This is a genomic window from Streptomyces sp. NPDC006335 (genome assembly GCF_040612795.1).
GTDB lineage: Bacteria > Actinomycetota > Actinomycetes > Streptomycetales > Streptomycetaceae > Streptomyces.
On record NZ_JBEXQX010000002.1, the window covers coordinates 732,642 to 756,420 of the forward strand.

Here is a 23,779-nt window from a genome sequence, read left to right on the forward strand (position 1 = left end):
GGGGGTGAGGTCACGAAAACCTGCGCACACCCGCTCCGGCGGTGGCCGGACGTGACCCTTCCAGGTGATCTCCCGAACTACCGTGCCGTCACTATCCGCACCGAGTCCGCGCCGCCCTCGCCGCCCGCCGTACGCCACTCGCTGGCGGTGCTCCCGGCCGTCCACTGCCGTCCGGCGTACGACACCCGCTCGATGCGCAGCGCCGAGGAGTTGGCGACGGCCCAGTGGGCGAGCTGCCAACCGCGTTCCCGCAGGCTGCGGTGGGAACCCGGGCTGGTGTCCGCGCGCACGGGGAGGGTCACGGTGCGCTCGTCGGCCGTGGTGGGCGTCGGGCTCGGCGCCGCCTTGCCGCCCACCTCGGCGGCGGTCGTCTCCAGCGCGTCGCGCCCGAAGTCCCGCACCAGGGCCGACCGCACCGCGTCGGGGCCCGTGGCGGCGGCCTGGGCGGTCCCGCCGGTCTCCTGGCGGCCGTCACAGGTGAGGGTGGCCGCCGAGGTGCCGGTGAGGGCGGCGGCCAGCAGCCCGGCGTCCGGCTCGTGCTTGGCGTACGCCTCCGGATAGCCGCTGCGCTGCACGCGCTGGGCGGCGACGGTCAGCGGGAGGTCCTGGTAGTCCCGCACCTTGACCAGGTGCTTGTAGAACTCGCCCGCCGCGTACGTCGGGTCCAGGATCTCCTTCGGGGTGCCCCAGCCCTGAGAGGGCCGCTGCTGGAACAGGCCGAGGGAGTCACGGTCGCCGTGCGAGATGTTGCGCAGCCCCGACTCCTGGAGTGCGGTGGCGAGCGCGATGGTCACGGCCCGCTCCGGCAGCCCGCGCCCGGTGCCGACGGCGGTGATCGTCGCCGCGTTCACCGCCTGCTCGGGCGTGAACTCGTACGACGGCCCGCCCGCCCTGCCGGAGGCGACCCGGCAGGTCGGCCCGTCGGTGCCTCCGGTGACGTACTGCACCACGAGGTAACCGGCGACCGCGCACAGGACCACGAGGGCCGCCCCGAAGCGGAGGAGACGGCCACGGCGTTTGCGAGTAGGGGGCAACGGCTCTGGCATCCGGACAAGATACTGGAGAGTACTGAGACGTCCGCGCCCGATGTGGACAGTGAGGCCTCGGGCGGGGGCGTTAGGGTCGGGAGCATGGCCGACACCCCTCTTGACCTTTCGCTGGACGCAGCCCGGCTCACCGCGCAGCTCGTCGACTTCCCCTCCGAGAGCGGCACCGAGAAGCCCCTCGCGGACGCCATCGAGACCGCCCTGCGCGCTCTGCCGCACCTGACGGTCGACCGCCACGGCAACAACGTCGTCGCCCGCACGAACCTCGGCCGTCCGGAACGCGTCATCCTCGCCGGCCACATCGACACCGTCCCCATCGCCGGCAACGTCCCCTCCCGGCTCGACGACGAGGGCTACCTGTGGGGCTGCGGCACCTGCGACATGAAGTCCGGGGTCGCGGTCCAGTTGCGCATCGCGGCGACGCTTCCGGAGCCCAACCGCGACCTCACCTTCATCTTCTACGACAACGAAGAGGTCGCGGCCCACCTCAACGGCCTGGGACATGTGGCCGAGGCCCACCCCGAGTGGCTGGAGGGCGACTTCGCGGTCCTCCTGGAGCCCACGGACAACCAGGTCGAGGGCGGCTGCCAGGGAACCCTGCGGGTCCTGCTGACGTTCAAGGGAGAGCGTGCGCACTCCGCGCGCGCGTGGATGGGGTCCAACGCCATCCACAAGGCCGCCCCCGCACTCGCCAAGCTGGCGGCCTACGAACCCCGCAAGCCGGTCGTGGACGGGCTGGAGTTCCACGAGGGGCTCAACGCCGTGCGGGTGGAGGGCGGCGTGGCCACGAACGTCATCCCCGACTCCTGCACGCTGACGGTCAACTTCCGTTACGCGCCCGACCGCAGTGAGGCCGAGGCGGAGGCCTTCGTACGGGACTTCTTCGCGGACTGCGGGGTCGACGAGTTCACCGTCGACGACCACACCGGCGGCGCCCGCCCCGGCCTCACCCACCCCGTCGCCCAGGCCTTCATGGCGGCGGTCGGGGGCGTCGCCCGCCCCAAGTTCGGCTGGACGGACGTGTCCCGCTTCAGCGCGCTGGGCGTGCCCGCCGTGAACTACAGCCCAGGTCAGCCGCTGCTCGCACACAAGGTGGACGAGCGGGTGAAGGCGTCGCTGATCCCCGAGGCGGAGGAGAAGCTGAGGGCGTGGCTGACGTCGTGACGAGGCGGTGTGCCGGTGGCGCTTCATGGCGGACACGCGTACGTCCCCCCTCCGTAACCCGCGTAGATCTACGCTGAGACGGAAAACCAGGCAAGCGGAGGGAGCGCACATGGCTACCGGGAACCCCGAGGGCAAGAAGCAGCCGCCGGAGGAGCAGCGCCTGGGACCTGTCCTCCGCAGGCGGGGACAGGTCACGGCCAGCACCACCGACCAGCGCCTGCTGGACGCGGGCGGGCCCTCGGACTGGGTCCACACCGACCCCTGGCGCGTTCTGCGCATCCAGTCGGAGTTCATCGAGGGCTTCGGCACCCTCGCCGAACTCCCGCCCGCCATCAGCGTGTTCGGCTCGGCGCGGACTCCCGCGGACTCTCCCGAGTACGAGGCGGGCGTGCGGCTCGGCAGAGGCCTGGTGGAGGCGGGCTTCGCCGTGATCACCGGCGGCGGCCCCGGTGCCATGGAGGCGGCCAACAAGGGCGCCTGCGAGGCGAACGGCACGTCGGTCGGCCTCGGCATCGAGCTCCCCTTCGAGCAGGGGCTGAACCCCTACGTCGACATCGGCCTCAACTTCCGCTACTTCTTCGTCCGCAAGATGATGTTCGTGAAGTACGCGCAGGGCTTCGTGGTCCTGCCGGGCGGCCTCGGCACCCTCGACGAACTCTTCGAGGCCCTGACCCTCGTCCAGACCCAGAAGGTCACCCGCTTCCCGATCGTCCTCTTCGGCAGCGCGTACTGGGGCGGCCTCGTCGACTGGCTCACGAACACCCTGGTCGCCCAGGGCAAGGCGTCGGAGAAGGACCTGCTCCTGTTCCACGTGACGGACGACGTGGACGAGGCGGTGGCACTGGTGTCGAAGGAGGCGGGACGCTAGCGCCGGGCTTGAACCGAACGCCGGAGGGGCTGGATGTCGGCCGAGCTGAGTTCCAGCCCCTCCGGCGTTTCTACGCCAGCCCCCGACGCGCGACCGCCGGCGGCCGGTGCCCCGCGATCGACGCCACCATGTCCAGCACCTGCCGGGTCTCCGCGACCTCGTGCACCCGGTACACCTGGGCCCCCAGCCACGCCGACACCGCGGTGGTCGCCAACGTCCCCACCACCCGCTCCTTCACCGGCTTGTCCAGGGTCTCGCCCACGAAGTCCTTGTTGGACAGGGAGACCAGCACGGGCCACCCGGTCTCGACCATCTCGCCCAACCGCCGCGTCGCCTCGAGACTGTGCCGCGTGTTCTTCCCGAAGTCGTGCCCGGGATCGATCAGCACCGACTCCCGGGGCACCCCCAGCGCGACAGCCCGCTCGGCCAGCCCCACGGTCACCCGCAGGATGTCGCCCATGACGTCGTCGTACGTCACCCGGTGCGGCCGGGTACGGGGCTCCGCGCCACCGGCATGCGTGCACACCAGCCCCACCCCGTACCGCGCGGCGACCTCGGCCAGGCCCGGGTCGACCCCGCCCCACGCGTCGTTCAGCAGATCCGCCCCGGCCTCGCACACCGCCTCACCGACGGACGCCCGCCAGGTGTCGACGCTGATGATCACGTCGGGGAACCGCCGCCGCACCTCCGCCACGAACCCGACGGTCCGCCGTGCCTCCTCCGCCGCGGACACCTCTTCGCCGGGGCCGGCCTTGACCCCGCCCACGTCGATGATGGCGGCCCCCTCGGCCACCGCCTGCTCCACGCGCGCGAGGGCCGGCTCGTCGAGGAACGTGGCGCCCTGGTCGTAGAAGGAGTCGGGGGTCCGGTTCACGATCGCCATGATCACCGGCTCGTGCGCGTGGAACTCACGCCTGCCCAGCCTGAGCATCCCCTGTGACCTCACTTCTCACGTCTGTGTGTTCGTCGTCTGCGGCCGCCTGCGACCCTAACTGTCAGACTCGCATGGCACGATCGGACCCTGACACATTCGACGCCGGTGGCCGGACGCCGGCAGGGACCCTGGGGACCTCAGCGATGGTTATGTTCTTGTTCCTGGTCATCGCGCTCGCGGTCGTGGTCGCCGCGGTGACGCTGGCCGTGGTGGGCGGCAATGACAGCGACGGTCCGCTGCCGGAGGTCGCCCCCGAGCGGCTCCAGGACCCGCTGCCGCTGGACCGCCCGGTGAACCGCGCGGACATCGACAACCTGCGCTTCCCGCTGACCGCCCGCGGCTACCGCATGGCGGACGTCGACGACGCGCTCAGCCGCCTCGGCGCCGAGCTCGCCGAGCGTGACGCCCGCATCGCCGACCTCGAGTCCGCGCTGGCCGGCGCGCAGGCCGCGGCCCACGGCGCCCTGCGCAAGCAGGAGCACGGCCACGGGGAGCAGCAGTGAGCGACGGCGCCGCCCTGGCCGGCCCCGACGGCGCGCCCCGCTGCCCCTGGGCCCTGTCCACGCCCGACTACGTGACGTACCACGACGAGGAGTGGGGCCGCCCGGTCCACGGCGACGACGCCCTCTTCGAGCGCCTCAGCCTGGAGGCCTTCCAGTCCGGCCTCTCCTGGATCACCATCCTGCGCCGCCGCGAGGGCTTCCGCGCCGCCTTCGCGGGCTTCGAGATCGCCAAGGTGGCCACGTTCGGCGAGGCCGACCGCGACCGCCTGCTCCTCGACCCGGGGATCATCCGCAACCGCGCCAAGATCGATGCCACGCTGGCCAACGCGCGCGTGCTGGCCGAATGGGCCCCGGGCGAGCTGGACGAGCTCATCTGGTCCCACGCGCCGGCCTCGCACGCGGTCCCGAGAACCCTGGCGGACGTTCCCGCGGTCACCCCCGAGTCGACAGCTCTGTCCAAGGCCCTCAAGAAGCGCGGCCTGCGCTTCGTGGGCCCCACGACGGCGTACGCGCTGATGCAGGCCTGCGGACTGGTCGACGACCACCTGGAGACCTGCGTCGCGAGGGGCCGCTGAGCCCTACCGGCCGAGGTACTTGGGGGTCTCCTTGTTCACGAAGGCCCGCACGGCGATCGCGTGGTCCTCGGAGGCCCCGGCCCGCGTCTGGAGCTCGTCCTCCTTCTCCAGCGTCTCCGCCAGGGTGTGCGAGAGCGCGTACGCGAGGGACTCCTTGATCGCGCCGTATGCCACCGTCGGCCCCTCGGCGAGGGCCCGCGCCACCTTCTCGGCCTCGGCGGGCAGGTCGGTGGAGGGCACGAGACGGTTGACGATCCCCAGATCGTGCGCGTCCCGGGCCGACATGGTCCGCGGGAAGAGCAGCAGGTCCGCGGCGCGTCCCGGCCCCACCACCCGCGGCAGCGTCCACGAGATCCCGGAGTCCGCGGTCAGCGCCACCCCCGCGAACGACGTGTTGAAAGCGGCCGTGTCCGCCGCCACCCGGTAGTCCGCCGCGAGCGCGATCCCGAAGCCGGCGCCCGCCGCGACCCCGTTCACCCCGGCCACCACCGGCTTCGGCATCTCCGTCAGCGCCCGCACGATCGGGTTGTAGTGCTCCTTGACCGTGCTCATGACCTTCGTCGAGCCCTCGGCGAGCAGCCCGATGTGCTCCTTGAGGTCCTGCCCCACGCAGAACGCCCGCTCCCCGGCGGCGGTGACCAGCACGGCCCGTACGGCGTCGTCCGAGGCCGCCGACTCCACGGCCTCCCGCAGCGCGACCTTCGTGGCGATGTTCAGCGCGTTCATCGCCTCCGGCCGGTTCAGCGTGATCGTCGCGAGCCCGTCGTGCACCTCGTAGAGCACGGTGTCGGCCATGGCGTATCCCCTCCGGTGTGTCCGCTGCATCCGATGTCCGAAGGACAGCATGGCGGAGATCGCCGTCCGGGGACCGGACCGGACGTGTGACCTGCGTCAAACAATTCCGAAGCGCTGGTGACCGGCCGGGATCCGCGCGGCGGCGGAGTATCGCAGCCACATCGCCGAATTGAGTGGTTTTGCTCGCGCGCGTTGCCCAAGCGATGCCGACTGATGTTGGTCATCGGGTCCTGAGATGCGGGATAATGGCTTGGAAGCAATGTGTTCGATGCCGGTGGCGCGTGTCCCACGTGGATCCGCGTGCCCTCCCAGGGCTGTCGGCTTTGACGATGAGCTGGTTTCAGGAAGGGGAACGAGCATGGCGGCCATGAAGCCGCGAACGGGTGATGGCCCGCTCGAGGTGACCAAGGAGGGGCGGGGCATCGTCATGCGCGTTCCGCTCGAAGGCGGCGGTCGGCTCGTCGTCGAGCTGACCCCTGACGAGGCCGACGCGCTCGGCGACGCCCTCAAGAAGGTCGTCGGCTGACGCGGAAGCGACCATACCCTTTCCGCTGCCCCGGCATCTCCTGAGGTGCCGGGGCAGCGCTCTGCCCGGGCGACACCACGAATGGCCGTACGTCCCTCACCTGCTCAGCGCTTGACCGCGCAGAGCAGTCCGTCACCCACCGGCAGCAGCGACGGCACCAGATCCTGGCTCTCGCGCACGGCCCTCAGCAGCTCCCTGAGGCGCAGCACCTCCGTGGGCTGCGGCCCCGAGTCCACGGTGCGGCCGTTGGCGAAGACACCCTCGAAGACCACCAGGCCACCCGGACGCAGCAGGCGCAACGATTCAGCGAGGTAGTCCATGACCTCCTGCCGGTCACCGTCGCAGAAGACGAGGTCGTAGCCGGCGTCGGCGAGGCGGGGCAGCACGTCCAGGGCGCGGCCCGGGATGAACCGGGCCCGGTTGCTGGCGAAGCCGCAGGCGCGGAACGCCTGCCGGGCGAACTGCTGGTGCTCCGGCTCGGGGTCGACGGTGGTCAGCACCCCGTCGGGGCGCATGCCGTACAGCAGATGAATGCCGGAGACGCCGGTCCCGGTGCCGATCTCGGCGACGGCCTTGGCGTCCACGGAGGCGGCCAGCAACCGCAGCGCCGCGCCCGTGCCGGGCGACACCGAGCGCAGCCCCGCCTCACGGGCCCGGTCGCGGGACCAGCGCAGCGCTTCGTCCTCGGCGACATAGGCGTCGGCGAACGCCCAGCTCGTCTGCCGGTTGCCGGTAATGACCCTCTCCTTGCCCCGTGGTTGCCTGGGCGTGACTGTATCCGTTGCCGCCGGGAACCCGCAGATGGGACCGGGCGTTTAGAGGGGTGGAGACGCACCCGGGGGGACACAGTTGGATCACGATGACGAGCAGGCCCTCGAGCAACTGCTGACGCAGGGGACCGAGTGGTATCAGCCCAGATCAAATTCTCGTAAAACCGCTTATCCGGAGCTAACGGGCGAGGTGGCTATGGTAGGGGCTCCACTGGAGACAACCAGAGCCGACAGGGGAGGTGCGGCCGCGCCTGGAGATCGTGGGGGAGTGTTGCGGCGCTTCCTCGGATCGGCGGGCAGGCCGAAATCCGTGAACGACACCGCTGACCACAGCCACGCCGGCGACTACGCCCAGACCGCGACCTTTGCCACCGACGCGGACGGGCAGGCGTGGACTCCGCCCACCTGGGAGGAGATCGTCAGCACGCACAGCGGCCGCGTCTACCGCCTGGCGTACCGCCTCACCGGTAACCAGCACGACGCCGAGGACCTCACGCAGGAGGTCTTCGTCCGCGTCTTCCGCTCGCTGTCCACGTACACGCCGGGCACCTTCGAGGGCTGGCTGCACCGCATCACCACCAACCTCTTCCTGGACATGGTCCGCCGCAAGCAGCGCATCCGCTTCGACGCCCTCGGCGAGGACGCGGCCGAGCGACTGCCCAGCCGCGAGCCGTCGCCCCAGCAGGTCTTCAACGACGCCCACTTCGACGCGGACGTCCAGCAGGCCCTCGACACCCTCGCACCGGAGTTCCGCGCCGCGGTCGTCCTGTGCGACATCGAGGGACTGTCGTACGAGGAGATCGCCGCGACCCTTGGCGTCAAGCTCGGCACCGTCCGCTCACGGATCCACCGCGGCCGTTCCCAGTTGCGCAAGGCCCTCGCCCACCGCTCACCCGAGGCCCGCGCCGAGCGTCGCTCCTTCATGGCCAGGGTCCCCGCGCTGGGGGGAGGGGGCGCGTCCGCGTGAGTGGATCACTGCCCAAACCCGGCGAGGGAAGCCTCGCGGAACAGCATCTGGGAGACCGACTCGCCGCCCTGGTGGACGGCGAGCTCGGTCATGCCACGCGCGAGCGTGTCCTCGCACATCTCGCCACCTGCCCTAAGTGCAAGGCGGAGGCGGACGCCCAGCGCCGTCTGAAGAACGTCTTCGCGGAGGCCGCGCCGCCCCCGCCCTCCGAGAGTTTCCTGGCCCGCCTCCAGGGGCTTCCGGGAGGTGATCCGGAGGACGGCGACAGCTCGCCGTTCGGCGGGGGAGGATTCGGAGGACTGTCGGGACGATCCGGCACCACCGGGGCCTTCGGCGTAAGACGTGACGAGCGCTTCGAGTTCGACTACGTCCCCGCCCGCCCGCACGCCGCGCCACTTCGGCCCGCCATCGGCCGGGGCTTCCGCATCCATGACGTCAGCAGGCACGAAGCCGACCGCTCGGCCTCGCGCGGAATGCGGTTCGCGGTCGTCGCCGCCGGGGCGGTCTCGCTGGCCGCGATCGCGCTGGGCGGCGTCACCACGGGTGTGCCCGGCGACACCGACGCACGCGGGGCCGGCAGCAATGTGACCCCGGCGCGTACGCCGGGCACGGGAGCCGCGGTGCCGGAGAACCAGCGCCGCCGTGGCACGGGCCCGCTGCTCACGCAGAATCAGGGACAGCGGACGCAGGGCGACGACCCGGTCGCCCCGACCACGGCGTCCGCACCGCTGCTGCCCGGCATCCCCGCCCAGGTGCAGGAGGCGGCCCTGCACGCGCTCACGGCGCCGGTGGTCGCCGGGGCCGCCGCGATGTCCCCTCTCATACGTCCGCTCAGCGCCACCCCTCCGCTCACCCTGACGTCCCTGTCCGCGACGCCGGACCTCACCGCCTCCGGCCTCCTCGCCGCACCCGTCCCCCACACGTCAGCGCCCACGCCCCCCAGCGCCACCCGCTGACCAGCGTCCTCCTCGGCTCCCCGGCCCGTGTCGTCGCGCACCGATCGGCAGAAACCTCACAGCGACGCCCCGGAACCACGGTCCACAAGGCAAACAACCCGGAAAACCGCGCGCCCTCCCGCACTCGGAGCCCCCGGGACGGTACCGGTCGTACGGCATCCCCAGGTACCGTGGACCCGGCCCGGACCACGGAAGACCGCACAGACCACCGAGGGCCGAGGACCGAGGACATCGCAAGGAGCTTCAGGTGTTCAATGACATAGGACCGCTCGAGCTGATCACGCTCGTTGTCCTCGCCGTGCTCGTCTTCGGTCCGGACAAGCTCCCGAAGGTCATCCAGGACGTCATGCGGACCGTGCGCAAGATCCGTGAGTTCTCGGAGAGCGCCAAGCAGGACATCCGCTCGGAGCTGGGGCCTGAGTTCAAGGACTTCGAGTTCGAGGACCTCAACCCCAAGACGTTCATCCGCAAGCAGCTCGACAACGACGAGCTGGGTCTCAAGGAGATCCGCAACGGCTTCGACCTGAAGAAGGAGATGGCCGAGGTCACCGATGCCGTGCACAGCACGGACACCTCGCCGTCCTCGTCCTCCTCGGGCGGCCGGATCGACATGACCAAGAAGCCCGAGGAGCCCGGCACGGACGAGCGCCCGCCCTTCGACGCGGACGCCACCTGAGCCGTACGCCCAACGGAAGGCGCCTGCAGAGCAGTTCAGCTCGCGGGCGCCTTTTCCCGTCGTACGTGACGCGTTTCATACCCAGCCCTCACCTCGTACGGCCTCCACGGCCGTCGTAATGCCCTCGTACCGCCCTCGTACGGGCTGAAGCCACCCCCCGTGCGCCCCGCGCGCCGGGCGGTTTCCGCGCAGCTCGGAGCGGTGTGGCTATGCTGCCGAGTTGTTGTGCGGGCCGTACGCGAACCAGCGACGCCGCCCGAAGGGGGGCGGGCCGGTCCGGTCCGACGAGAGCTAGTAGGAGGCGTCCGGCACATGGAGACGACGAGTGGGGCAGTCGCGCAGGCGCCGGCCGCGGAGGGCGGCCAACAGGTTCCCTCCGCCCGGCGCACGGTCGACGGCTACCTTCAGGCGCCCTTCCCCTGGTACGGCCTCGACGAGGCCTTCACAGGGCCGCGCTGGCTGATGCAGGTCGGCACGTCGGCCGACGGGGCCGTCGAGCACGGGTCGATCGGACACGGCGACGAGCCCTCGGTGAAGAACGAGTCGGGGTCCACGGGAGAGCCGAAGGAGAAGTTCGCGGTCGTGGTCACCGTCGCCGCGAACCCGTCCCGCAGGAGCGCGGACGGCACCGGGCTGCTGGAGGCCACCTCGGTGTCCTCCGCCGCCTGGCTGGCCGGGGTGGGGCTGCTGTCGTTCACCTGGCCCGGCCAGATGGACCACTCCCTGCGCGACGACTGGCTGGACCAGCAGACCGAGACGGCCTGGGTCCTGGCGGACGACCTGGAGGGATCCGACTGGTCGACCCTGTCGCTGCCGGTGGACGGCGTGCCCACGCCCTTCCACTACCGGGAGTCGGAGTTCGGCTGGGTGCTCGCGGGCTCCACGCAGGAGGGGGTGCACGTGGGGGCGTACGGGAGAGGCATGAGCGCGTACGGACTCGGGTTCGCGATGATCAAGGACATCTCGGCGTACGCCTAACACGCGGCGGGGCACCGAGGGTCCGTACGGTGCCCCACCACCCTCCTAACGGCCGAACCGCCGCCGTACCCGCCGGACCTGGCGGTTGTCGGCGACCGCGTCGAGGAACCGGCGTCCGGTGCCGGCCTCGTGGGCCGGGCCCTCCAGGCGCAGCAGGGCGCCGTCGCGGACGACGGCGTACGCGACGGGGGCGTCCGTCTTGGGGAGGCTGACCGGGTGACGTCCGGCCGGGAGCTTGAGGCGGGCGGGCAGCCGCAGTGCGGCCGTCGTCCCACCCTCGCCGGGGACCAGCTCGGCGTCCACGGTCAGCGCGGACACGGTGACCTTGAGACGAGCCGCGGTGCTGTCCGCGCGTGCCGCCACGTACGGCAGCGGGAGCGACCGCTCGCCGCGCGCGGTGTTCGCCGCGGCCGCACCGGCCGTGTCGGAACCGAGCCTGCGCTGGCGCTGGTCCACGTCGAGGGCGAGCTGGCCGCTGCCGGTCCAGTACGGCAGCGCGAGCCGCCCGCCGGTCAGCGCCGGGCCCGCAGCCGGGGTACCGGGGGTGCCGTCACCGCTCAGCCGGACCATCCGGTCGACGCCCAGCAGTTGGACGTACGCCCACACGTCGTGCACCCCGCGCTCCAGCGGCCGCCCGCCCGCGAGCCGCTCCGGGTCCAGGAGCAGCCGCCCGACCGCGACGAGCCGCGAGCGCCCCTCGCCGGCGGGTTCGAGCCGCACCTCCAGGTCGCCCTCCGGGTACCACCAGTCCTCGCGGTCGCGGTCCTTGACCACCAGCTCGGCGTACGCCAGCCGGAACGGGTCGCGTACCTCCCAGCCGTCCTCGGTCCCCGGCACCCCGGCGAGCAGCTCCGGGTCCAGCCACCGCTTCCCGTCCCGCTCGACGAGCACCAGCGGCTCACCGTCCCCGCGCAGCAGGTCCAGCGTGACGTCGGCGACCAGTCGGCCGTCCTCCCACCGCGGTCCTTCGACGGTGCTGCGGGCCTTGACCTGACGGACGCGCTCGGCGAGGGCCACCGCTGCGTCGAAGTCACCGCGTTCGAGGAGTTCGGCACGGAGGCGGGACACGGTGGGCAGGCCTTCGCGCACGGCCGCCGGGAACTCCTCGACCGCCAACTTCCGGGCCGCCTCGAAGCGCTCCCGCTGTTCGGCCGGGTCCTCGCGGAGGATCTCGGGTTCGCGGGTGCGGGAGAGGATCTCGACGTGGTACAGGCGGTGCAGGAGGCGGTTCTGGAGGGCGTCGACGTCCTCGGACGGGGACGTGCCGTCCTTGATCTGGCGCACAATGGTGCGGCAGTTGGACCAGAAGCCGTGGCGCGGGTTGAAGCGGTGCTGGGTGTTGTTGCCGCCGTCGTCCCGCTTCATCCAGTAGTAGCAGGGGTAGTCGGCGAGGACCGAGATCCGCTCGGCCTTCAGATAGGCGGCGCTGACGAAGGCCAGGTCCTCCAGGATCCAGGGGCCCTCGGGGAACCGCAGCCCGTGCTCCTCGACGAAGGCCCGCCGGAACATCTTGTGCGGCGACATGCTCTGCATGAGCTCGTCGTTCTCGATGGTGCAGGCGTCCACCGTGTGCCGGAACAGCCGCCGGGGCCGCACCATCGTGCTGGACATCTTGCCGAGCACCACGTCGGCGTCGTTGCGCTTCGCGTGCTCGTACAGCCGCTCCAGGGCCTCGGGCCCGAGCGTGTCGTCGTGGTCGACGAACTGGATGTACTCGCCCTTGGCGTGCCGCATGCCGAGATTGCGCGGTGCGCCCGGCCAGCCGGAGTTGGGCCGGGTGTGCACCTGGACGTTCGGGTGCGCGGCGGCGATCTTCTCCAGCCGGGTCAGCGTGTCGTCCGTCGAACCGTCGTCGACGTAGATGACCTCGTACTCGTCGGCGGGCAGACTCTGCCCGAGCAGCGACGGGGCGCACTCGTCGACGTACTTGCCGGTGTTGTAGACGGGAACGACGACGCTGACTTTGACTCTCGGCATTCCACGGACCTTACCTGGCCCGTGACACGCCTCTTTATCGCGTACGTCTCAGAACTTGTTCTTCGGCGTGATCCCCAGCGAAAGGCCCGAAAGCCCCCGCTGCCGTCCCCCCAGCTTCCCCGCGATCCCGCGCAGAGCCGCCCCCGCGGGAGAGTCCGGGTCGGTCAGGACGACCGGCTTGCCCTCGTCGCCGCCCTCGCGCAGGCGGACGTCGATCGGGATGGAGCCGAGGACCGGGACCGTCGCCCCAGTGGTCCGCGTCAGGCCGTCCGCGACCGTCTGGCCGCCGCCCGTGCCGAAGACGTCCACCATCTCGCCGCAGTGCGGGCAGGGCAGGCCGGACATGTTCTCGACCACGCCGACGATCTTCTGGTGGGTCTGCACGGCGATCGAGCCGGCGCGCTCGGCCACTTCCGCCGCCGCCTGCTGGGGCGTGGTCACGACCAGGATCTCCGCGTTCGGGACGAGCTGGGCGACCGAGATCGCGATGTCACCCGTGCCCGGGGGCAGGTCCAGGAGCAGGACGTCCAGGTCGCCCCAGTACACGTCCGCCAGGAACTGCTGGAGCGCGCGGTGGAGCATCGGGCCGCGCCACACCACCGGGGCGTTGCCCGGGGTGAACATGCCGATCGAGATGACCTTCACACCGTTCGCCGACGGCGGCATGATCATGTTCTCGACCTGGGTCGGGCGCCCGTCCGCGCCCAGCATGCGCGGCACCGAGTGGCCGTAGATGTCCGCGTCGACCACGCCCACCTTGAGGCCGTCGGCCGCCATCGCCGCCGCCAGGTTCACGGTGACCGAGGACTTGCCGACACCGCCCTTGCCGGAGGCGACCGCGTAGACGCGGGTCAGGGAGCCGGGCTTGGCGAAGGGGACCTCGCGCTCGGTCTGGCCGCCCCGCAGGGCCGTCGCCAGCTCCTTGCGCTGCTCGTCGCTCATCACGTCCAGCGTGACGTCGACGCGCGTGACGCCCTCGACGGCCGCGACCGCGTCCGTCACGCGCTGCGTGATCGTCTCGCGCATCGGACAGCCGGAGACCGTCAGGTACACGGTGACCGCGACCGCCCCGTCCGCGCCGATGTCGACCGACTTGACCATCCCGAGCTCCGTGATGGGGCGGTTGATCTCGGGGTCGTTCACCGTCGCCAGTGCCTCGCGCACCGCGTCTTCGCTAGCCATACGACGATGGTACGGCGGCGGCGGGCGCCCCCCGCACCCCCGTCAGTGGTCGTCTACGTCACGCCCGTGCGGTCGTTCTGCCGGGAATACGACATGCCCGTCGTGCTGCTGCCGTGTCTCCAGCTCCTTCATCAGGTCCTGGAGCTCCGAGCGGATCCAGTCGCGGGTGGCCACCTCGCCCAGGCCGATCCGGAGCGAGGCGATCTCGCGGGTCAGGTACTCGGTGTCCGCGATCGACCGCTCGTTCTGCTTGCGGTCCTGTTCGAGGTTGACCCGGTCCCGGTCGTCCTGCCGGTTCTGCGCGAGCAGGATCAGCGGGGCGGCGTAGGAGGCCTGGAGGGACAGCATCAGGGTGAGGAAGATGAACGGGTAGTTGTCGAAGCGAAGATCACGGGGCGCGAAGATGTTCCACAGCACCCACGCGATGATGACGACGGTCATCCAGACGATGAACCGCCCGGTGCCCAGGAAGCGGGCGATCCGCTCCGACAGTCGTCCGAAGGCCTCCGGGTCCCACTCGGGCAGCAGCCTGCGCCGCGGCGGGCGCGGCTGGTCGAGGCGGGCGCGGGGACGGCTGGTGGCCGTGGCGCCGGAAGGGGTGCGTTCGCGGGCGCCGGAGGAGGGGACGCGCTCGCGGTTCGGGGTCTCGCGCTCAGGCGTCATGGTGGGCCACCCCCTCCGCCCCCTCCGCGTCGAACTCCGTCTCCCGCCAGTCCTCGGGCAGCATGTGGTCGAGGACGTCGTCCACCGTCACCGCGCCGAGCAGCGAGCCCGAGTCGTCGACCACGGGCGCCGCGACCATGTCGTACGTCGCGAAGAACCCGGCGATGACCGGCAGCGTCGCGTCCGGGTCGAGGGCCTGGAGGTCGTCGTCGACGAGCGAGCTGACGAGGGTGTACGGGGGGTCGCGCAGCAGCCGCTGGAAGTGGACCGTGCCGAGGTACTTGCCGGTCGGCGTCTCGTCGGGCGCGCGGCACACGTAGACCTGGGCGGCGAGGGCGGGGGAGAGGTCGGGGTTGCGGACCCGGGCGAGCGCGTCGGCGACGGTCGCGTCGGGCCGTAGGACGATCGGTTCCGTCGTCATCAGACCGCCGGCCGTGTGCTCCTCGTAGGCCATCAGGCGCCGCATGTCGGCCGCGTCGCCGGGCTGCATCAGGCTCAGCAGCCGTTCCTGCTCCTCGGTGGGGAGCTCGGAGAGCAGGTCGGCCGCGTCGTCGGGGTCCATGGCCTCCAGGACGTCGGCGGCCCGCTCCTCCTTCAGTTTGCCGAGGATCTCGATCTGGTCGTCCTCGGGGAGCTCCTCCAGTACGTCGGCCAGGCGGTCGTCGTCGAGAGCGGCCGCCACCTCCGCGCGCCGCTTGGGGGAGAGGTGGTGCAGGACGTTGGCGAGGTCGGCCGCGCGCAACTGCTCGAAGGTGGCCAGGAGGCTCTCGGCGCCCTGTCCGTGCTCCTCCAGGGTGAAACCCGTGACGGCGGACCACTCCACGGTCAGGGCCTCGCCCTTGCGCCGGAACGCCCCGCCCTTGCCGCCCTTGCGGACGAAGACGCGGTCGATCTCCCAGTCCCGGCGGGCCGGCAGATGCTGCACCGAGATGTCGAGGACGGTGACCTGCTCGTCGCTCTCCACCAGCGTGACCCGCCGGTCCAGCAGCTCACCGAAGACCAGGCGCTCGGTGGGCCGTTGCTCGAAGCGGCGGACGTTGAGCACGCCGGTGGTGATGACCTGGCCGGACTCGATGCTCGTCACCCGGGTCATGGGCAGGAAGATGCGGCGCCGGGTGGACAGTTCGACGACCAGGCCGAGCACCCGGGGCGGCCTGCGCCCGACGCGCAGTACGACGACCAGATCGCGCACGCGACCCACCTGGTCGCCGGTGGGATCGAAGACGGCGACACCGGCGAGGTGCGAGACGAAGATCCGGGGGGCTCCCGCTGCCATGGCTGTGCTTCCTTTGCCTACGAGGCTGTGTCCGAGGCCGCGTACGGGGGTGCGTACGAGGTGTTTCGTTCGTCGTTCGTTGTCCGGATTGCCCGCTCGGGAGGGCTTAAGGCTAGCCCGTACCGATCGGATACGCCCTGGTGAGCGGTCCGGACGGACTGGCTCCGCCCGGGGGCCCGAGCCCCGGTACGCTGCCGTACGCCGCTGAAGGACCCTCGTCGGAAAGGCAGCCCCACCTGTGACCGCGATTCCCCAGGGCCGTGCCCGCAGGACCGTTGTGGTGGGCGCGATGTGCGCCCTGGTCGTGACGGGAACCGGCCTGACGGGCTGCGGCGAGGACCCCGACGCGGGCACCAACGGGGTCGGCAAACTGCCCGCCGACCAGATCCAGTCGAAGACGCGGGCGGCCGCCGAGTCCGCCGACGCGCTGCGCCTGTCGGGGAACGTGGTCACCAGCGGACGCACATACAAACTCGACATGCGCCTGAATTCCGAGGGCGGCTCCGGATCGGTCACCGCGGAGGGGGTCACCTTCCAGCTCCTGCGGATCGGCGAGGAGCTGTACCTGAAGGCCGACGCGGGCTTCTGGACCCAGGCCGACGGCAAGGGCGAGTCGGACGCGGCCGCCGACAAGCTCGACGGCAAGTACGTGAAGGTGCCGTCGGGCGACCCGGCGTACAAGAAGTTCAGCGGTTTCACGGACAAGGACGTTCTCCTCGACGGACTTCTGACCCTGCACGGCAGCCTCGACACCGACGGCCACCACGAGCAGGCGGGTACCCGCACGATCCGCATCACGGGTGACAAGGGGGACGGCGGCACGCTGGACGTCTCCCTGGAGGGGCAGCCCTACCCGCTGCGCCTGGCCCGGGCGGGCGGCGCGGGCACCCTGACCTTCTCGGCCTGGGGCAGGAACTTCCCCCTGACCGAGCCGGAGAAGGACGAGACGGTGGACTACGGCAAGCAGTTGCCGACGTCCTAGCCGCGTTTGCGGCGTTTCAGGAGCAGCCGGGGAAGCCCGGCCGGGATCGGCTCGCGGGTGGTCGCCGGTGTCGGCAGCGGTGGTCCGGCCAGGTCGCCCTCGGGGAGCGCGGCCGTGGCCCCGGTCGGTTCGAGCCGGAGCACCCGGCACTCGCGGGCCCAACGGTCCGTCATCGCCTCGCCGTCGGGGGCGTTCAGCCGCTTCCCCTTCAGCTCGCCGACCGCCGCCTCCCACGCCTCGGACCGGGGCGCCAGTTCGACGACCCGCGCCGCCCAGGAGACCAGCCGGCCCCCCTTGTCCTTGCTGCGGACGGTCACCTCGGCGGTGCCCCCGTCGGCCAGCCCCGGCAGCGGCTGCTCCCCGGGGCCGTCGCCGACCAGACACGCGGCGCCCTCGTGCCACACGTGCCACAGGGCACGGGCCGGGCCGCCGGGCGCCTCGACCCAGACGAGGCCGGACTTCTTCGTGGCCTCCTCGACGAGGGCCCGGTCGAGCAGCTCACTTGTCATGGGGCCCACCCTAGAGCCAGCCGTTGCGCTTGAGGGTGCGGTGGATGCCCATGCAGATGACTCCGGTGATCGCCATGATCACCGGGTAGCCGAACCGCCAGTGCGTCTCCGGCATGTAGTCGAAGTTCATGCCGTAGACCCCGCACACCATCGTCGGTACGGCGATGATCGCGGCCCAGGACGTGATCTTCCGCATGTCCTCGTTCTGGGCGACGGACGCCTGAGCGAGGTTGGCCTGGAGGATCGAGTTGAGCAGCTCGTCGAAGCCGAGGACCTGCTCCTGGACCCGGGCGAGGTGGTCGGCGACGTCCCGGAAGTACTTCTGGATGTCGGGGTCCACCAGCCGCATCGGCCGCTCGCTGAGCAGCTGCATGGGCCGCAGCAGCGGGGCGACGGCCCGCTTGAACTCCAGCACCTCACGCTTGAGCTGGTAGATACGGGCCGAGTCGACACCGCGCGAGACCTTGCCGCCGCGTCCCGGGGTGAACACCTCGGTCTCCACCTCGTCGATGTCGTCCTGCACCGCGTCGGCGACCGCGACATAGCCGTCGACGACATGGTCGGCGATCGCGTGCAGCACCGCCGAGGGGCCCTTGGCGAGCAGCTCCGGGTCGTCCTGGAGGCGGTGGCGCAGCGCCCTGAGCGAGCCCTGGCCGCCGTGCCGGACGGTGATGAAGAAGTCCCGGCCGGTGAAGCACATGACCTCGCCGGTCTCGACGATCTCGCTGTTGGCGGTGAGTTCGTCGTGCTCGACGTAGTGGATGGTCTTGAAGACGGTGAACAGGGAGTCGTCGTAGCGCTCCAGCTTGGGCCGCTGGTGGGCCTGGACGGCGTCCTCGACGGCCAGCGGGTGGAGCCCGAACTCGCTTGCGATACCGGAGAATTCGGCCTCGCTCGGCTCGTGCAGACCGATCCACACGAACCCGCCGTCGCGGCGCACCTGGCGCATCGCCTCGTGCGGGCTCGGCTGGCAGTCGGTCTGCACGCGCCGGCCGTCGCGGTAGACGGCGCAGTCGACGACGGCGGAGGGCGTGGAGGGGTCGCGCGTCGCGTCGTACGCGCCGGTGTCCTTGCGCAGCGAGGGACGCGACGGGCGTACGGCGGCACGCAGGTCACGGATCATCGACATGGCAGGCTCCTTCGTGACGGGCAACAAAGGGCCCCGGCGACGGGTGGAACTACCCGGAATGAGGACGTCCTGCAAGGGGTATCCCCGTCCTTGAGGCAGAGGAAGGGTGTTTGGCACGTCCACAAAGCGGGGAGCACCGCACCATCGCGGTGGCGGACTTCGTTGCTGAAGTACTGATTCAGCTACTGCTACAGATCAGAAAGATCAGGCAAAACGAACGAAGTGCTCTTCCGCACGAAGACGCGAACGTGAAAGGCGGCGGTTGCCGAAAGTCACAGAGCTGCATCAGCGGCCGGAAGAACGAGTGGTACTACCAGGTCGACTTCGATCCATGACAGCCCCACCTCCTCCGGCCGGTCCCTCGTAAGGGACGATCCATTCCCGCAAGGGAGTCTCACAGGCGTCGGGACTCGATCGCGACTCCCCCAGTGCCTAAAGCCTGGGAGGTACCCCTATCTGCGTGCTGCCCCGACGACCGGGCCAGAGTATCAGCAGGCCGAAGTGTCAAGGCGCTGCTTTGCCCGGTACTGACGAGTTCTATGCTCGCCGCATGGCAGATGTTCTTCCTCTGGTCGAGGCCCGGTTGCGCAGCGCGCTGGGCGAGCCGGACGCGCGCGCCGCGGTCACCTTCCTCGGTACGGACCGCATCGAGGTGCTCCGCTTCACCGACGGGGACGTCGTCCGCTACGCCACGCTCGGCATGTCCGCCCAGCCGATGGGCGACCCCACGGCGATGCTCGCCGACCCGGTCAAGGGCCCGCGCGCCGAACTGCTCATCTCCGTAAGGGGCGGACTCGCCGACACCGACAAGGTGCTCCGCCCCCTCGCCGTGCTCGCCGCGTCCCCGCAGGTCGAGGGCGTGGTCGTGGCCCCGGGGGCCTCGCTCGACGTGGGCGAACCCCTGTGGCCGGGCGCCCCGTTCACCTCGGTCCTGGTCGCCGAGCCGGGCGGACTGGTCGAGGACCTGGAACTCGACGAGCCCCTCGACCCGGTCCACTTCCTGCCGTTGCTCCCCATGACGCCGAACGAGGCCGCCTGGAAGCGCGTCCACGGCGCCCAGGCCCTCCAGGAGCGCTGGCTGACGAACGGGACGGACCTGAGGGATCCGTCCCGCAAGTCCGTCCCGCTGGAGTGATCCTCGCGTGAGCAAGGTCACCAAGTGGTGGCCGGAAGCCGTCAGTTGGCGAAGACGGCCACGCTGTCCTCGACCGCGTGCCTCGGCTCCAGCTCCTCCGCCTCGTGCGTGAGCGCCTTGCGCCGTACGACGACCACGAGCGCGCCGAGCACCGCGGTCACCGCCGCCACCACGAACGGGACGTGGATGTTCGTCCACTCCTCGATCTTCGGCGCGAAGAAGGGCGCCGCGGCCGCCGCGAACCAGCGCACGAAGTTGTAGCCCGCGCTCGCCACCGGCCGCGGGGCGTCCGACACGCCGAGCGCCAGCTCCGTGTACACCGTGTTGTTCACGCCGATGAAGGCGCCGGACAGGATCGTGCAGACGATGGCCGTGGTGTGGTCGCCGTAGCCGAGGACGAGCACGTCGATGGCGAGCAGGACCAGCGAGCCGCCGAGCACCTTCAGGGAGCCGAACCGCTCCTGGAGCCGGGGCGCGGCCAGCACCGAGAAGACGGCGAGCAGGACACCCCAGGCGAAGAACACGGCACCCGACTTGTACGGGGTCATGTCCAGCACGAACGGCGTGAAGGCCAGCACGGTGAAGAACGTGTAGTTGTAGAAGAAGGACGAGATCGCGGCCGAGGCGAGCCCGCCGTGGCCGAGCGCCTTGATCGGGTCGAGCAGGGACGTCTTGCGGGCCGGCTTCGGCTGCTCCTTGAGGAACGCCGTGACGCACAGGAAGCCGACGGCCATCAGGAAGGCCGTACCGAAGAACGGGTAGCGCCAGCTGGCGTTGCCGAGCAGGGCGCCGAGCAGCGGGCCGCACGCCATGCCGAGGCCGAGGGCGGACTCGTACAGCAGGATCGCCGCCGCGCTGCCGCCGGCCGCCGCGCCGACGATGACCGCGAGGGCCGTGGAGACGAACAGGGCGTTGCCCAGGCCCCAGCCGGCCCGGAAGCCGACCAGTTCCCCGACCGAGCCCGAGGTGCCCGCGAGCCCCGCGAAGACCACGACGAGGGCGAGGCCGAGCAGCAGGGTCTTCTTGCCGCCGATGCGGCTGGAGACGAAGCCGGTGACCAGCATCGCGATCGCGGTGATCAGGAAGTACGAGGTGAACAGCAGGGAGACCTGGCTCGCCGTGGCGTCCAGGCCCTGGGCGATCGACGGCAGGATCGGGTCGACGAGTCCGATGCCCATGAAGGCGACGACGGAGGCGCCCGCCGTCGCCCATACGGCCTTCGGCTGGCGCAGGATGCCGCCGGCTCCCGCATCGAAGGGGTCCATGGTCGTTCCTCCACTCCTCACGGAGATAGTTGGTATATGCACATAGTAAGTTAGGGCGGCTAATAAATGCAAGCTACATCTAAATGTCCTGGTGAACCCGTTCCGTCCGGACGGGTGATCGTCCTTGACGTGGCGGAGCGGGGGTAGGACCGTGGGGCCCTATGAGGGGCGAACCCAGTTGCCCGAAGTGTGGTGGCCGGGTCAGGGCTCCCGGACTCTTCGCCGATTCCTGGCAGTGCGATGTGCACGGGACGGTGCATCCGTTGCAGCCCGTGATCCCGCCCAGCGTCGAGGCCCTCGAGGTCGTGGTGCATCGCACGCAGGTACCGGTGTGGATGCCGTGGCCGCTGCCGGTCGGCTGGCTGTTCACGGGCGTGGCCAGTGCGGGCGACGACCGCAGCGGCGGTCGCGCCACCGCGGTGGCCTGCACGGGACCCGGACCGCTCGGCGGTGTCGGCGAGCTGATCCTCGTGGCCGAGGAACTCGGCGTCGGGCTCGGGGCGCGCTACGCGGGCATCGACGGGCCGGACCCCGGGCCGTACATGAGCGTGGAGAAACCGCCGCAGGCGAAGGTGCTCGCCGCCGGCCGGCCCACTCCGCTGTGGCATGTCTCCGGGGCGCCGGAGGATCGGGCGGTGTTCGCGGGGGAGGCGCTGGGGATGTGGCTGTGGGCCGTGGTGTGGCCCGAGCAGTCCGGGCTGCTGATGTACGACGAGCTGGTGCTGACCGACCTGCGGGACGCCGGGGCGGAAGTCGAACTGGTGCCCTGCGGAGCGTTGTCGCCGCGCTTGCTGAAGCCGTGACCGCAGGGGGACTGCGGAGGGGGACTGTAGGGGGCGTACCCCTGCTGCGGGTGTGACGGAGGAGCGGGAGAACCCGGTTATCCTTGAGCGTCCTCATCTGTTCCGTCAGCGTCTGGAGTCCGTGTCGTGCGCATCGATCTGCACTGCCACTCCACGGCGTCCGACGGCACCGACACGCCCGCCGAGCTGGTGCGCAACGCCGCCGCTGCCGGGCTGGACGTCGTCGCCCTCACCGATCACGACACGACCCGTGGGTACGGCGAGGCACTGGCCGCCCTGCCCGCCGGGCTGACCCTCGTCACCGGGGCCGAGCTGTCCTGCCGGATCGACGGGGTGTCCATGCACATGCTGGCCTACCTGTTCGACCCCGAGGAGCCGGAGCTGCTCGCCGAGCGGGAGCTGGTGCGGGACGACCGGGTGCCCCGGGCGCGCGCGATGGTGGCCCGACTCCAGGAGCTGGGTGTGCCGGTCACCTGGGAGCAGGTGGCGCGGATCGCCGGGGACGGTTCCGTCGGGCGGCCGCACGTCGCCACCGCGCTCGTCGAGCTCGGGGTCGTACGGAGTGTGGACGACGCCTTCACCAGCGACTGGCTGGCCGACGGCGGCCGGGCCCACGTGGCGAAGCACGAGACCGACCCCTTCGAGGCGATCCGGCTGGTCAAGGGGGCCGGCGGGGTCAGCGTGTTCGCCCACCCGGGCGCCAGCAAGCGGGGTCACACCGTCCCGGAGTCCGCGATCGCGGAGATGGCCGCCGCCGGCCTCGACGGCATCGAGGTCGACCACATGGACCACGACGAGGACACACGCGTACGGCTGCGCGGGCTCGCCGCCGACCTGGGGCTGCTGGTCACCGGGTCCAGCGACTACCACGGCAGCCGCAAGACCGTCGCCCTCGGCGAGTACACGACCGACCCCGAGGTCTACGGGGAGATCACGCGGCGGGCGACGGGTGCGTTCCCCGTCCCGGGGACCGGCGGAATCTGACGCCCGACCCCTCTTCGTACGAGGCCTGACCTGCTGTCCGAGGCCCTGTCTGCTTGTCTGAGGCCGGACCTGCTTGTCTGAGGCCGGACGTGTTTGGCCGAGGCCTGATCCGCTTGGCCGAGGTCCGACCCCGACCCCGACCCCGCTCCCGCCATCCGGCGTCGCAGGCGTTCCCGTGCCCGTGCCTGTGCCCATGCCCTGTTCCGTGTTCCGTCCCTTTCTGTAAGGCCAGTTCCGTCATGTTCGACGTCGCCGTCTTCGGCTCGCTCTTCCTCACCCTGTTCGTCATCATGGATCCCCCCGGGATCACCCCGATCTTCCTCGCGCTGACCGCCGGCCGACCCGGCAAGGTGCAGAAGCGGATGGCCTTCCAGGCCGTCTGTGTGGCGGGCGGGGTCATCGCCGTCTTCGGGCTCCTGGGCCACCAGATCCTGAACTACCTGCACGTCTCCGTGCCCGCGCTGATGATCGCGGGTGGCCTGCTGCTCCTGCTGATCGCGCTTGACCTGCTCACCGGCAAGACCGACGAGCCGAAGCAGACCAAGGACGTCAACGTGGCGCTCGTACCCCTCGGCATGCCCTTGCTCGCGGGTCCGGGTGCGATCGTCTCCGTCATCCTCGCCGTGCAGAAGGCCCACAGCGTCGCCACCCAGGTCTCCGTGTGGACGGCGATCCTGGCCATCCATGTCGTGCTGTGGCTGGTGATGCGGTACTCGCTGCTGATCATCCGGGTCATCAAGGACGGCGGGGTGGTGCTGGTGACCCGGCTCGCGGGCATGATGCTCTCCGCGATCGCCGTGCAGCAGATCATCAACGGGATCACCCAGGTCGTCCAGGCGAGCTGAGCGCCCCGTGTGGATGCGCTCCTGGGTATGCGCAGAGCCCCCGCCCGGCGTCGATGCCTGGCGGGGGCTCTGAAGCTTCAGCGGTGATCCGCGTCTGTACGGTCGAGACTGTAGAGGTTATGAGGCCGAGGTGTCGGCCGGACGGATCCAGAGCCGCTGTCCTATCGCGGCGGCCTGCTGAACGATCCGGTTGACGGAGGCGGCGTCCACGACAGTGCTGTCCACGGTCGTACCGTCGACGTCGTCGAGTCGCATGATTTCGAAGCGCATG

General features: G+C 70.8%; 26 protein-coding genes. 14 read left to right on the top strand and 12 right to left on the bottom strand.

Features of this window, described 5'->3' with window-relative positions:
- Window positions 1–77: 77 nt before the first annotated feature.
- Entirely contained in the window at window positions 78–1,046 is a 969-nt protein-coding gene (locus tag ABZ098_RS09265; RefSeq protein ID WP_356588803.1) for a heavy metal transporter, read from the bottom strand.
- 84 nt (window positions 1,047–1,130) lie between these two features.
- On the opposite strand from ABZ098_RS09265, the gene dapE reads away from it, so the two are divergent.
- On the top strand, window positions 1,131–2,210 hold the full coding sequence (gene dapE / locus ABZ098_RS09270) for a succinyl-diaminopimelate desuccinylase (RefSeq protein WP_356588805.1): 1,080 nt from the start codon (window positions 1,131–1,133) through the stop codon (window positions 2,208–2,210).
- Between the two features lie 109 nt (window positions 2,211–2,319).
- Window positions 2,320–3,078: a TIGR00730 family Rossman fold protein gene (locus ABZ098_RS09275; protein ID WP_280849494.1), complete on the top strand. Its 759-nt coding sequence runs from the start codon at window positions 2,320–2,322 to the stop codon at window positions 3,076–3,078.
- 70 nt (window positions 3,079–3,148) lie between these two features.
- On the opposite strand, the gene folP is transcribed toward ABZ098_RS09275, so the two are convergent.
- On the bottom strand, window positions 3,149–4,009 hold the full coding sequence (gene folP, locus ABZ098_RS09280) for a dihydropteroate synthase (RefSeq protein WP_356588807.1): 861 nt from the start codon (window positions 4,007–4,009) through the stop codon (window positions 3,149–3,151).
- 152 nt (window positions 4,010–4,161) lie between these two features.
- Between folP and ABZ098_RS09285 the strand changes: the two genes are divergently transcribed.
- Both ABZ098_RS09285 and ABZ098_RS09290 read left to right on the top strand, forming a co-directional pair.
- Entirely contained in the window at window positions 4,162–4,515 is a 354-nt protein-coding gene (locus tag ABZ098_RS09285; protein ID WP_356589379.1) for a DivIVA domain-containing protein, read from the top strand.
- Window positions 4,512–5,090, top strand: coding sequence for a DNA-3-methyladenine glycosylase I (locus ABZ098_RS09290; protein WP_356588809.1), 579 nt, complete (start codon window positions 4,512–4,514; stop codon window positions 5,088–5,090). The genes ABZ098_RS09285 and ABZ098_RS09290 overlap by 4 nt, the downstream gene beginning before the upstream one ends.
- A gap of 3 nt (window positions 5,091–5,093) precedes the next feature.
- On the opposite strand, the gene ABZ098_RS09295 is transcribed toward ABZ098_RS09290, so the two are convergent.
- Window positions 5,094–5,885, bottom strand: coding sequence for an enoyl-CoA hydratase-related protein (locus ABZ098_RS09295; RefSeq protein WP_356588811.1), 792 nt, complete (start codon window positions 5,883–5,885; stop codon window positions 5,094–5,096).
- A gap of 358 nt (window positions 5,886–6,243) precedes the next feature.
- Between ABZ098_RS09295 and ABZ098_RS09300 the strand changes: the two genes are divergently transcribed.
- Window positions 6,244–6,411, top strand: coding sequence for a DUF3117 domain-containing protein (locus ABZ098_RS09300; RefSeq protein ID WP_003966491.1), 168 nt, complete (start codon window positions 6,244–6,246; stop codon window positions 6,409–6,411).
- 104 nt (window positions 6,412–6,515) lie between these two features.
- Here ABZ098_RS09300 and ABZ098_RS09305 read toward each other — a convergent pair whose 3' ends face one another.
- On the bottom strand, window positions 6,516–7,214 hold the full coding sequence (locus ABZ098_RS09305; RefSeq protein WP_356589381.1) for an O-methyltransferase: 699 nt from the start codon (window positions 7,212–7,214) through the stop codon (window positions 6,516–6,518).
- Window positions 7,215–7,449: 235 nt separating this feature from the next.
- Between ABZ098_RS09305 and sigE the strand changes: the two genes are divergently transcribed.
- From sigE to ABZ098_RS09325, 4 genes are all read left to right on the top strand, one after another.
- Window positions 7,450–8,148 (top strand): RNA polymerase sigma factor SigE, encoded by a 699-nt coding sequence (sigE, locus tag ABZ098_RS09310; RefSeq protein WP_125194850.1) that lies wholly within the window; start codon window positions 7,450–7,452, stop codon window positions 8,146–8,148.
- Complete coding sequence (locus ABZ098_RS09315; RefSeq protein WP_356588813.1) at window positions 8,145–9,104, top strand: zf-HC2 domain-containing protein; 960 nt, start codon at window positions 8,145–8,147, stop codon at window positions 9,102–9,104. The genes sigE and ABZ098_RS09315 overlap by 4 nt, the downstream gene beginning before the upstream one ends.
- Before the next feature lie 247 nt (window positions 9,105–9,351).
- Window positions 9,352–9,780, top strand: coding sequence for a sec-independent translocase (locus tag ABZ098_RS09320; RefSeq protein ID WP_356588815.1), 429 nt, complete (start codon window positions 9,352–9,354; stop codon window positions 9,778–9,780).
- A 312-nt stretch (window positions 9,781–10,092) separates the two neighbouring features.
- The gene (locus tag ABZ098_RS09325; protein WP_356588817.1) at window positions 10,093–10,758 is read left to right on the top strand and encodes a hypothetical protein; all 666 of its coding nucleotides are present in this window, start codon (window positions 10,093–10,095) and stop codon (window positions 10,756–10,758) included.
- A 45-nt stretch (window positions 10,759–10,803) separates the two neighbouring features.
- Here ABZ098_RS09325 and ABZ098_RS09330 read toward each other — a convergent pair whose 3' ends face one another.
- From ABZ098_RS09330 to ABZ098_RS09345, 4 genes are read right to left on the bottom strand one after another with little or no spacing between them, the layout of a single operon-like run.
- Window positions 10,804–12,735 carry a glycosyltransferase family A protein gene (locus ABZ098_RS09330; RefSeq protein WP_356588819.1) on the bottom strand — a complete coding sequence of 644 codons (1,932 nt, stop codon included), beginning with the start codon at window positions 12,733–12,735 and terminating at the stop codon, window positions 10,804–10,806.
- A 48-nt stretch (window positions 12,736–12,783) separates the two neighbouring features.
- Window positions 12,784–13,917 (bottom strand): Mrp/NBP35 family ATP-binding protein, encoded by a 1,134-nt coding sequence (locus tag ABZ098_RS09335; protein ID WP_280849484.1) that lies wholly within the window; start codon window positions 13,915–13,917, stop codon window positions 12,784–12,786.
- Window positions 13,918–13,959: 42 nt separating this feature from the next.
- The gene (locus ABZ098_RS09340) at window positions 13,960–14,580 is read right to left on the bottom strand and encodes a DUF1003 domain-containing protein (protein ID WP_356588821.1); all 621 of its coding nucleotides are present in this window, start codon (window positions 14,578–14,580) and stop codon (window positions 13,960–13,962) included.
- Entirely contained in the window at window positions 14,570–15,856 is a 1,287-nt protein-coding gene (locus tag ABZ098_RS09345; protein ID WP_356588823.1) for a CBS domain-containing protein, read from the bottom strand. Before ABZ098_RS09345 ends, ABZ098_RS09340 begins: the two co-directional genes overlap by 11 nt.
- 238 nt (window positions 15,857–16,094) lie before the next feature.
- Between ABZ098_RS09345 and ABZ098_RS09350 the strand changes: the two genes are divergently transcribed.
- Window positions 16,095–16,838 carry a hypothetical protein gene (locus ABZ098_RS09350; RefSeq protein ID WP_356588825.1) on the top strand — a complete coding sequence of 248 codons (744 nt, stop codon included), beginning with the start codon at window positions 16,095–16,097 and terminating at the stop codon, window positions 16,836–16,838.
- On the opposite strand, the gene ABZ098_RS09355 is transcribed toward ABZ098_RS09350, so the two are convergent.
- Window positions 16,835–17,347 carry a hypothetical protein gene (locus ABZ098_RS09355; RefSeq protein WP_356588827.1) on the bottom strand — a complete coding sequence of 171 codons (513 nt, stop codon included), beginning with the start codon at window positions 17,345–17,347 and terminating at the stop codon, window positions 16,835–16,837. The two genes, ABZ098_RS09350 and ABZ098_RS09355, sit on opposite strands and share 4 nt — an antisense overlap.
- A 10-nt stretch (window positions 17,348–17,357) precedes the next feature.
- On the bottom strand, window positions 17,358–18,476 hold the full coding sequence (locus ABZ098_RS09360; RefSeq protein ID WP_356588829.1) for a magnesium and cobalt transport protein CorA: 1,119 nt from the start codon (window positions 18,474–18,476) through the stop codon (window positions 17,358–17,360).
- A gap of 550 nt (window positions 18,477–19,026) precedes the next feature.
- Between ABZ098_RS09360 and ABZ098_RS09365 the strand changes: the two genes are divergently transcribed.
- The gene (locus tag ABZ098_RS09365) at window positions 19,027–19,611 is read left to right on the top strand and encodes a suppressor of fused domain protein (protein WP_356588831.1); all 585 of its coding nucleotides are present in this window, start codon (window positions 19,027–19,029) and stop codon (window positions 19,609–19,611) included.
- Between the two features lie 41 nt (window positions 19,612–19,652).
- Here the strand turns inward: ABZ098_RS09365 and ABZ098_RS09370 are convergent, their stop codons facing one another.
- Window positions 19,653–20,876 carry an MFS transporter gene (locus ABZ098_RS09370; protein WP_356588832.1) on the bottom strand — a complete coding sequence of 408 codons (1,224 nt, stop codon included), beginning with the start codon at window positions 20,874–20,876 and terminating at the stop codon, window positions 19,653–19,655.
- Between the two features lie 161 nt (window positions 20,877–21,037).
- Between ABZ098_RS09370 and ABZ098_RS09375 the strand changes: the two genes are divergently transcribed.
- The 3 genes from ABZ098_RS09375 (at window position 21,038) to ABZ098_RS09385 (ending at window position 23,508) form a co-directional block, all read left to right on the top strand.
- Window positions 21,038–21,679 (top strand): DUF6758 family protein, encoded by a 642-nt coding sequence (locus ABZ098_RS09375; RefSeq protein WP_356588834.1) that lies wholly within the window; start codon window positions 21,038–21,040, stop codon window positions 21,677–21,679.
- 126 nt (window positions 21,680–21,805) lie between these two features.
- On the top strand, window positions 21,806–22,663 hold the full coding sequence (locus tag ABZ098_RS09380; RefSeq protein WP_356588836.1) for a PHP domain-containing protein: 858 nt from the start codon (window positions 21,806–21,808) through the stop codon (window positions 22,661–22,663).
- Between the two features lie 239 nt (window positions 22,664–22,902).
- A complete protein-coding gene (locus ABZ098_RS09385; protein ID WP_280862697.1) occupies window positions 22,903–23,508 on the top strand; it encodes a MarC family protein in 606 nt (201 codons plus the stop codon).
- A 117-nt stretch (window positions 23,509–23,625) separates the two neighbouring features.
- On the opposite strand, the gene ABZ098_RS09390 is transcribed toward ABZ098_RS09385, so the two are convergent.
- On the bottom strand, window positions 23,626–23,778 hold the full coding sequence (locus ABZ098_RS09390) for a hypothetical protein (protein ID WP_356588838.1): 153 nt from the start codon (window positions 23,776–23,778) through the stop codon (window positions 23,626–23,628).
- Window position 23,779 lies beyond the last annotated feature (1 nt).

Bases quoted from the DNA above. Each gene is read 5' to 3' on its own strand.
- ABZ098_RS09390 (WP_356588838.1), bottom strand. From the start codon at position 23,778: ATGCGCTTCGAAATCATGCGACTCGACGACGTCGACGGTACGACCGTG.
- ABZ098_RS09375 (WP_356588834.1), top strand. From the start codon at position 21,038: ATGAGGGGCGAACCCAGTTGCCCGAAGTGTGGTGGCCGGGTCAGGGCT.
- ABZ098_RS09265 (WP_356588803.1), bottom strand. From the start codon at position 1,046: ATGCCAGAGCCGTTGCCCCCTACTCGCAAACGCCGTGGCCGTCTCCTC.
- ABZ098_RS09365 (WP_356588831.1), top strand. From the start codon at position 19,027: ATGGCAGATGTTCTTCCTCTGGTCGAGGCCCGGTTGCGCAGCGCGCTG.
- ABZ098_RS09355 (WP_356588827.1), bottom strand. From the start codon at position 17,347: ATGACAAGTGAGCTGCTCGACCGGGCCCTCGTCGAGGAGGCCACGAAG.
- ABZ098_RS09370 (WP_356588832.1), bottom strand. From the start codon at position 20,876: ATGGACCCCTTCGATGCGGGAGCCGGCGGCATCCTGCGCCAGCCGAAG.
- ABZ098_RS09295 (WP_356588811.1), bottom strand. From the start codon at position 5,885: ATGGCCGACACCGTGCTCTACGAGGTGCACGACGGGCTCGCGACGATC.
- folP (WP_356588807.1), bottom strand. From the start codon at position 4,009: ATGCTCAGGCTGGGCAGGCGTGAGTTCCACGCGCACGAGCCGGTGATC.
- ABZ098_RS09300 (WP_003966491.1), top strand. From the start codon at position 6,244: ATGGCGGCCATGAAGCCGCGAACGGGTGATGGCCCGCTCGAGGTGACC.
- ABZ098_RS09345 (WP_356588823.1), bottom strand. From the start codon at position 15,856: ATGGCAGCGGGAGCCCCCCGGATCTTCGTCTCGCACCTCGCCGGTGTC.
- ABZ098_RS09325 (WP_356588817.1), top strand. From the start codon at position 10,093: ATGGAGACGACGAGTGGGGCAGTCGCGCAGGCGCCGGCCGCGGAGGGC.
- ABZ098_RS09335 (WP_280849484.1), bottom strand. From the start codon at position 13,917: ATGGCTAGCGAAGACGCGGTGCGCGAGGCACTGGCGACGGTGAACGAC.
- ABZ098_RS09360 (WP_356588829.1), bottom strand. From the start codon at position 18,476: ATGTCGATGATCCGTGACCTGCGTGCCGCCGTACGCCCGTCGCGTCCC.
- ABZ098_RS09285 (WP_356589379.1), top strand. From the start codon at position 4,162: ATGTTCTTGTTCCTGGTCATCGCGCTCGCGGTCGTGGTCGCCGCGGTG.
- ABZ098_RS09330 (WP_356588819.1), bottom strand. From the start codon at position 12,735: ATGCCGAGAGTCAAAGTCAGCGTCGTCGTTCCCGTCTACAACACCGGC.
- ABZ098_RS09275 (WP_280849494.1), top strand. From the start codon at position 2,320: ATGGCTACCGGGAACCCCGAGGGCAAGAAGCAGCCGCCGGAGGAGCAG.
- dapE (WP_356588805.1), top strand. From the start codon at position 1,131: ATGGCCGACACCCCTCTTGACCTTTCGCTGGACGCAGCCCGGCTCACC.
- ABZ098_RS09385 (WP_280862697.1), top strand. From the start codon at position 22,903: ATGTTCGACGTCGCCGTCTTCGGCTCGCTCTTCCTCACCCTGTTCGTC.
- ABZ098_RS09340 (WP_356588821.1), bottom strand. From the start codon at position 14,580: ATGACGCCTGAGCGCGAGACCCCGAACCGCGAGCGCGTCCCCTCCTCC.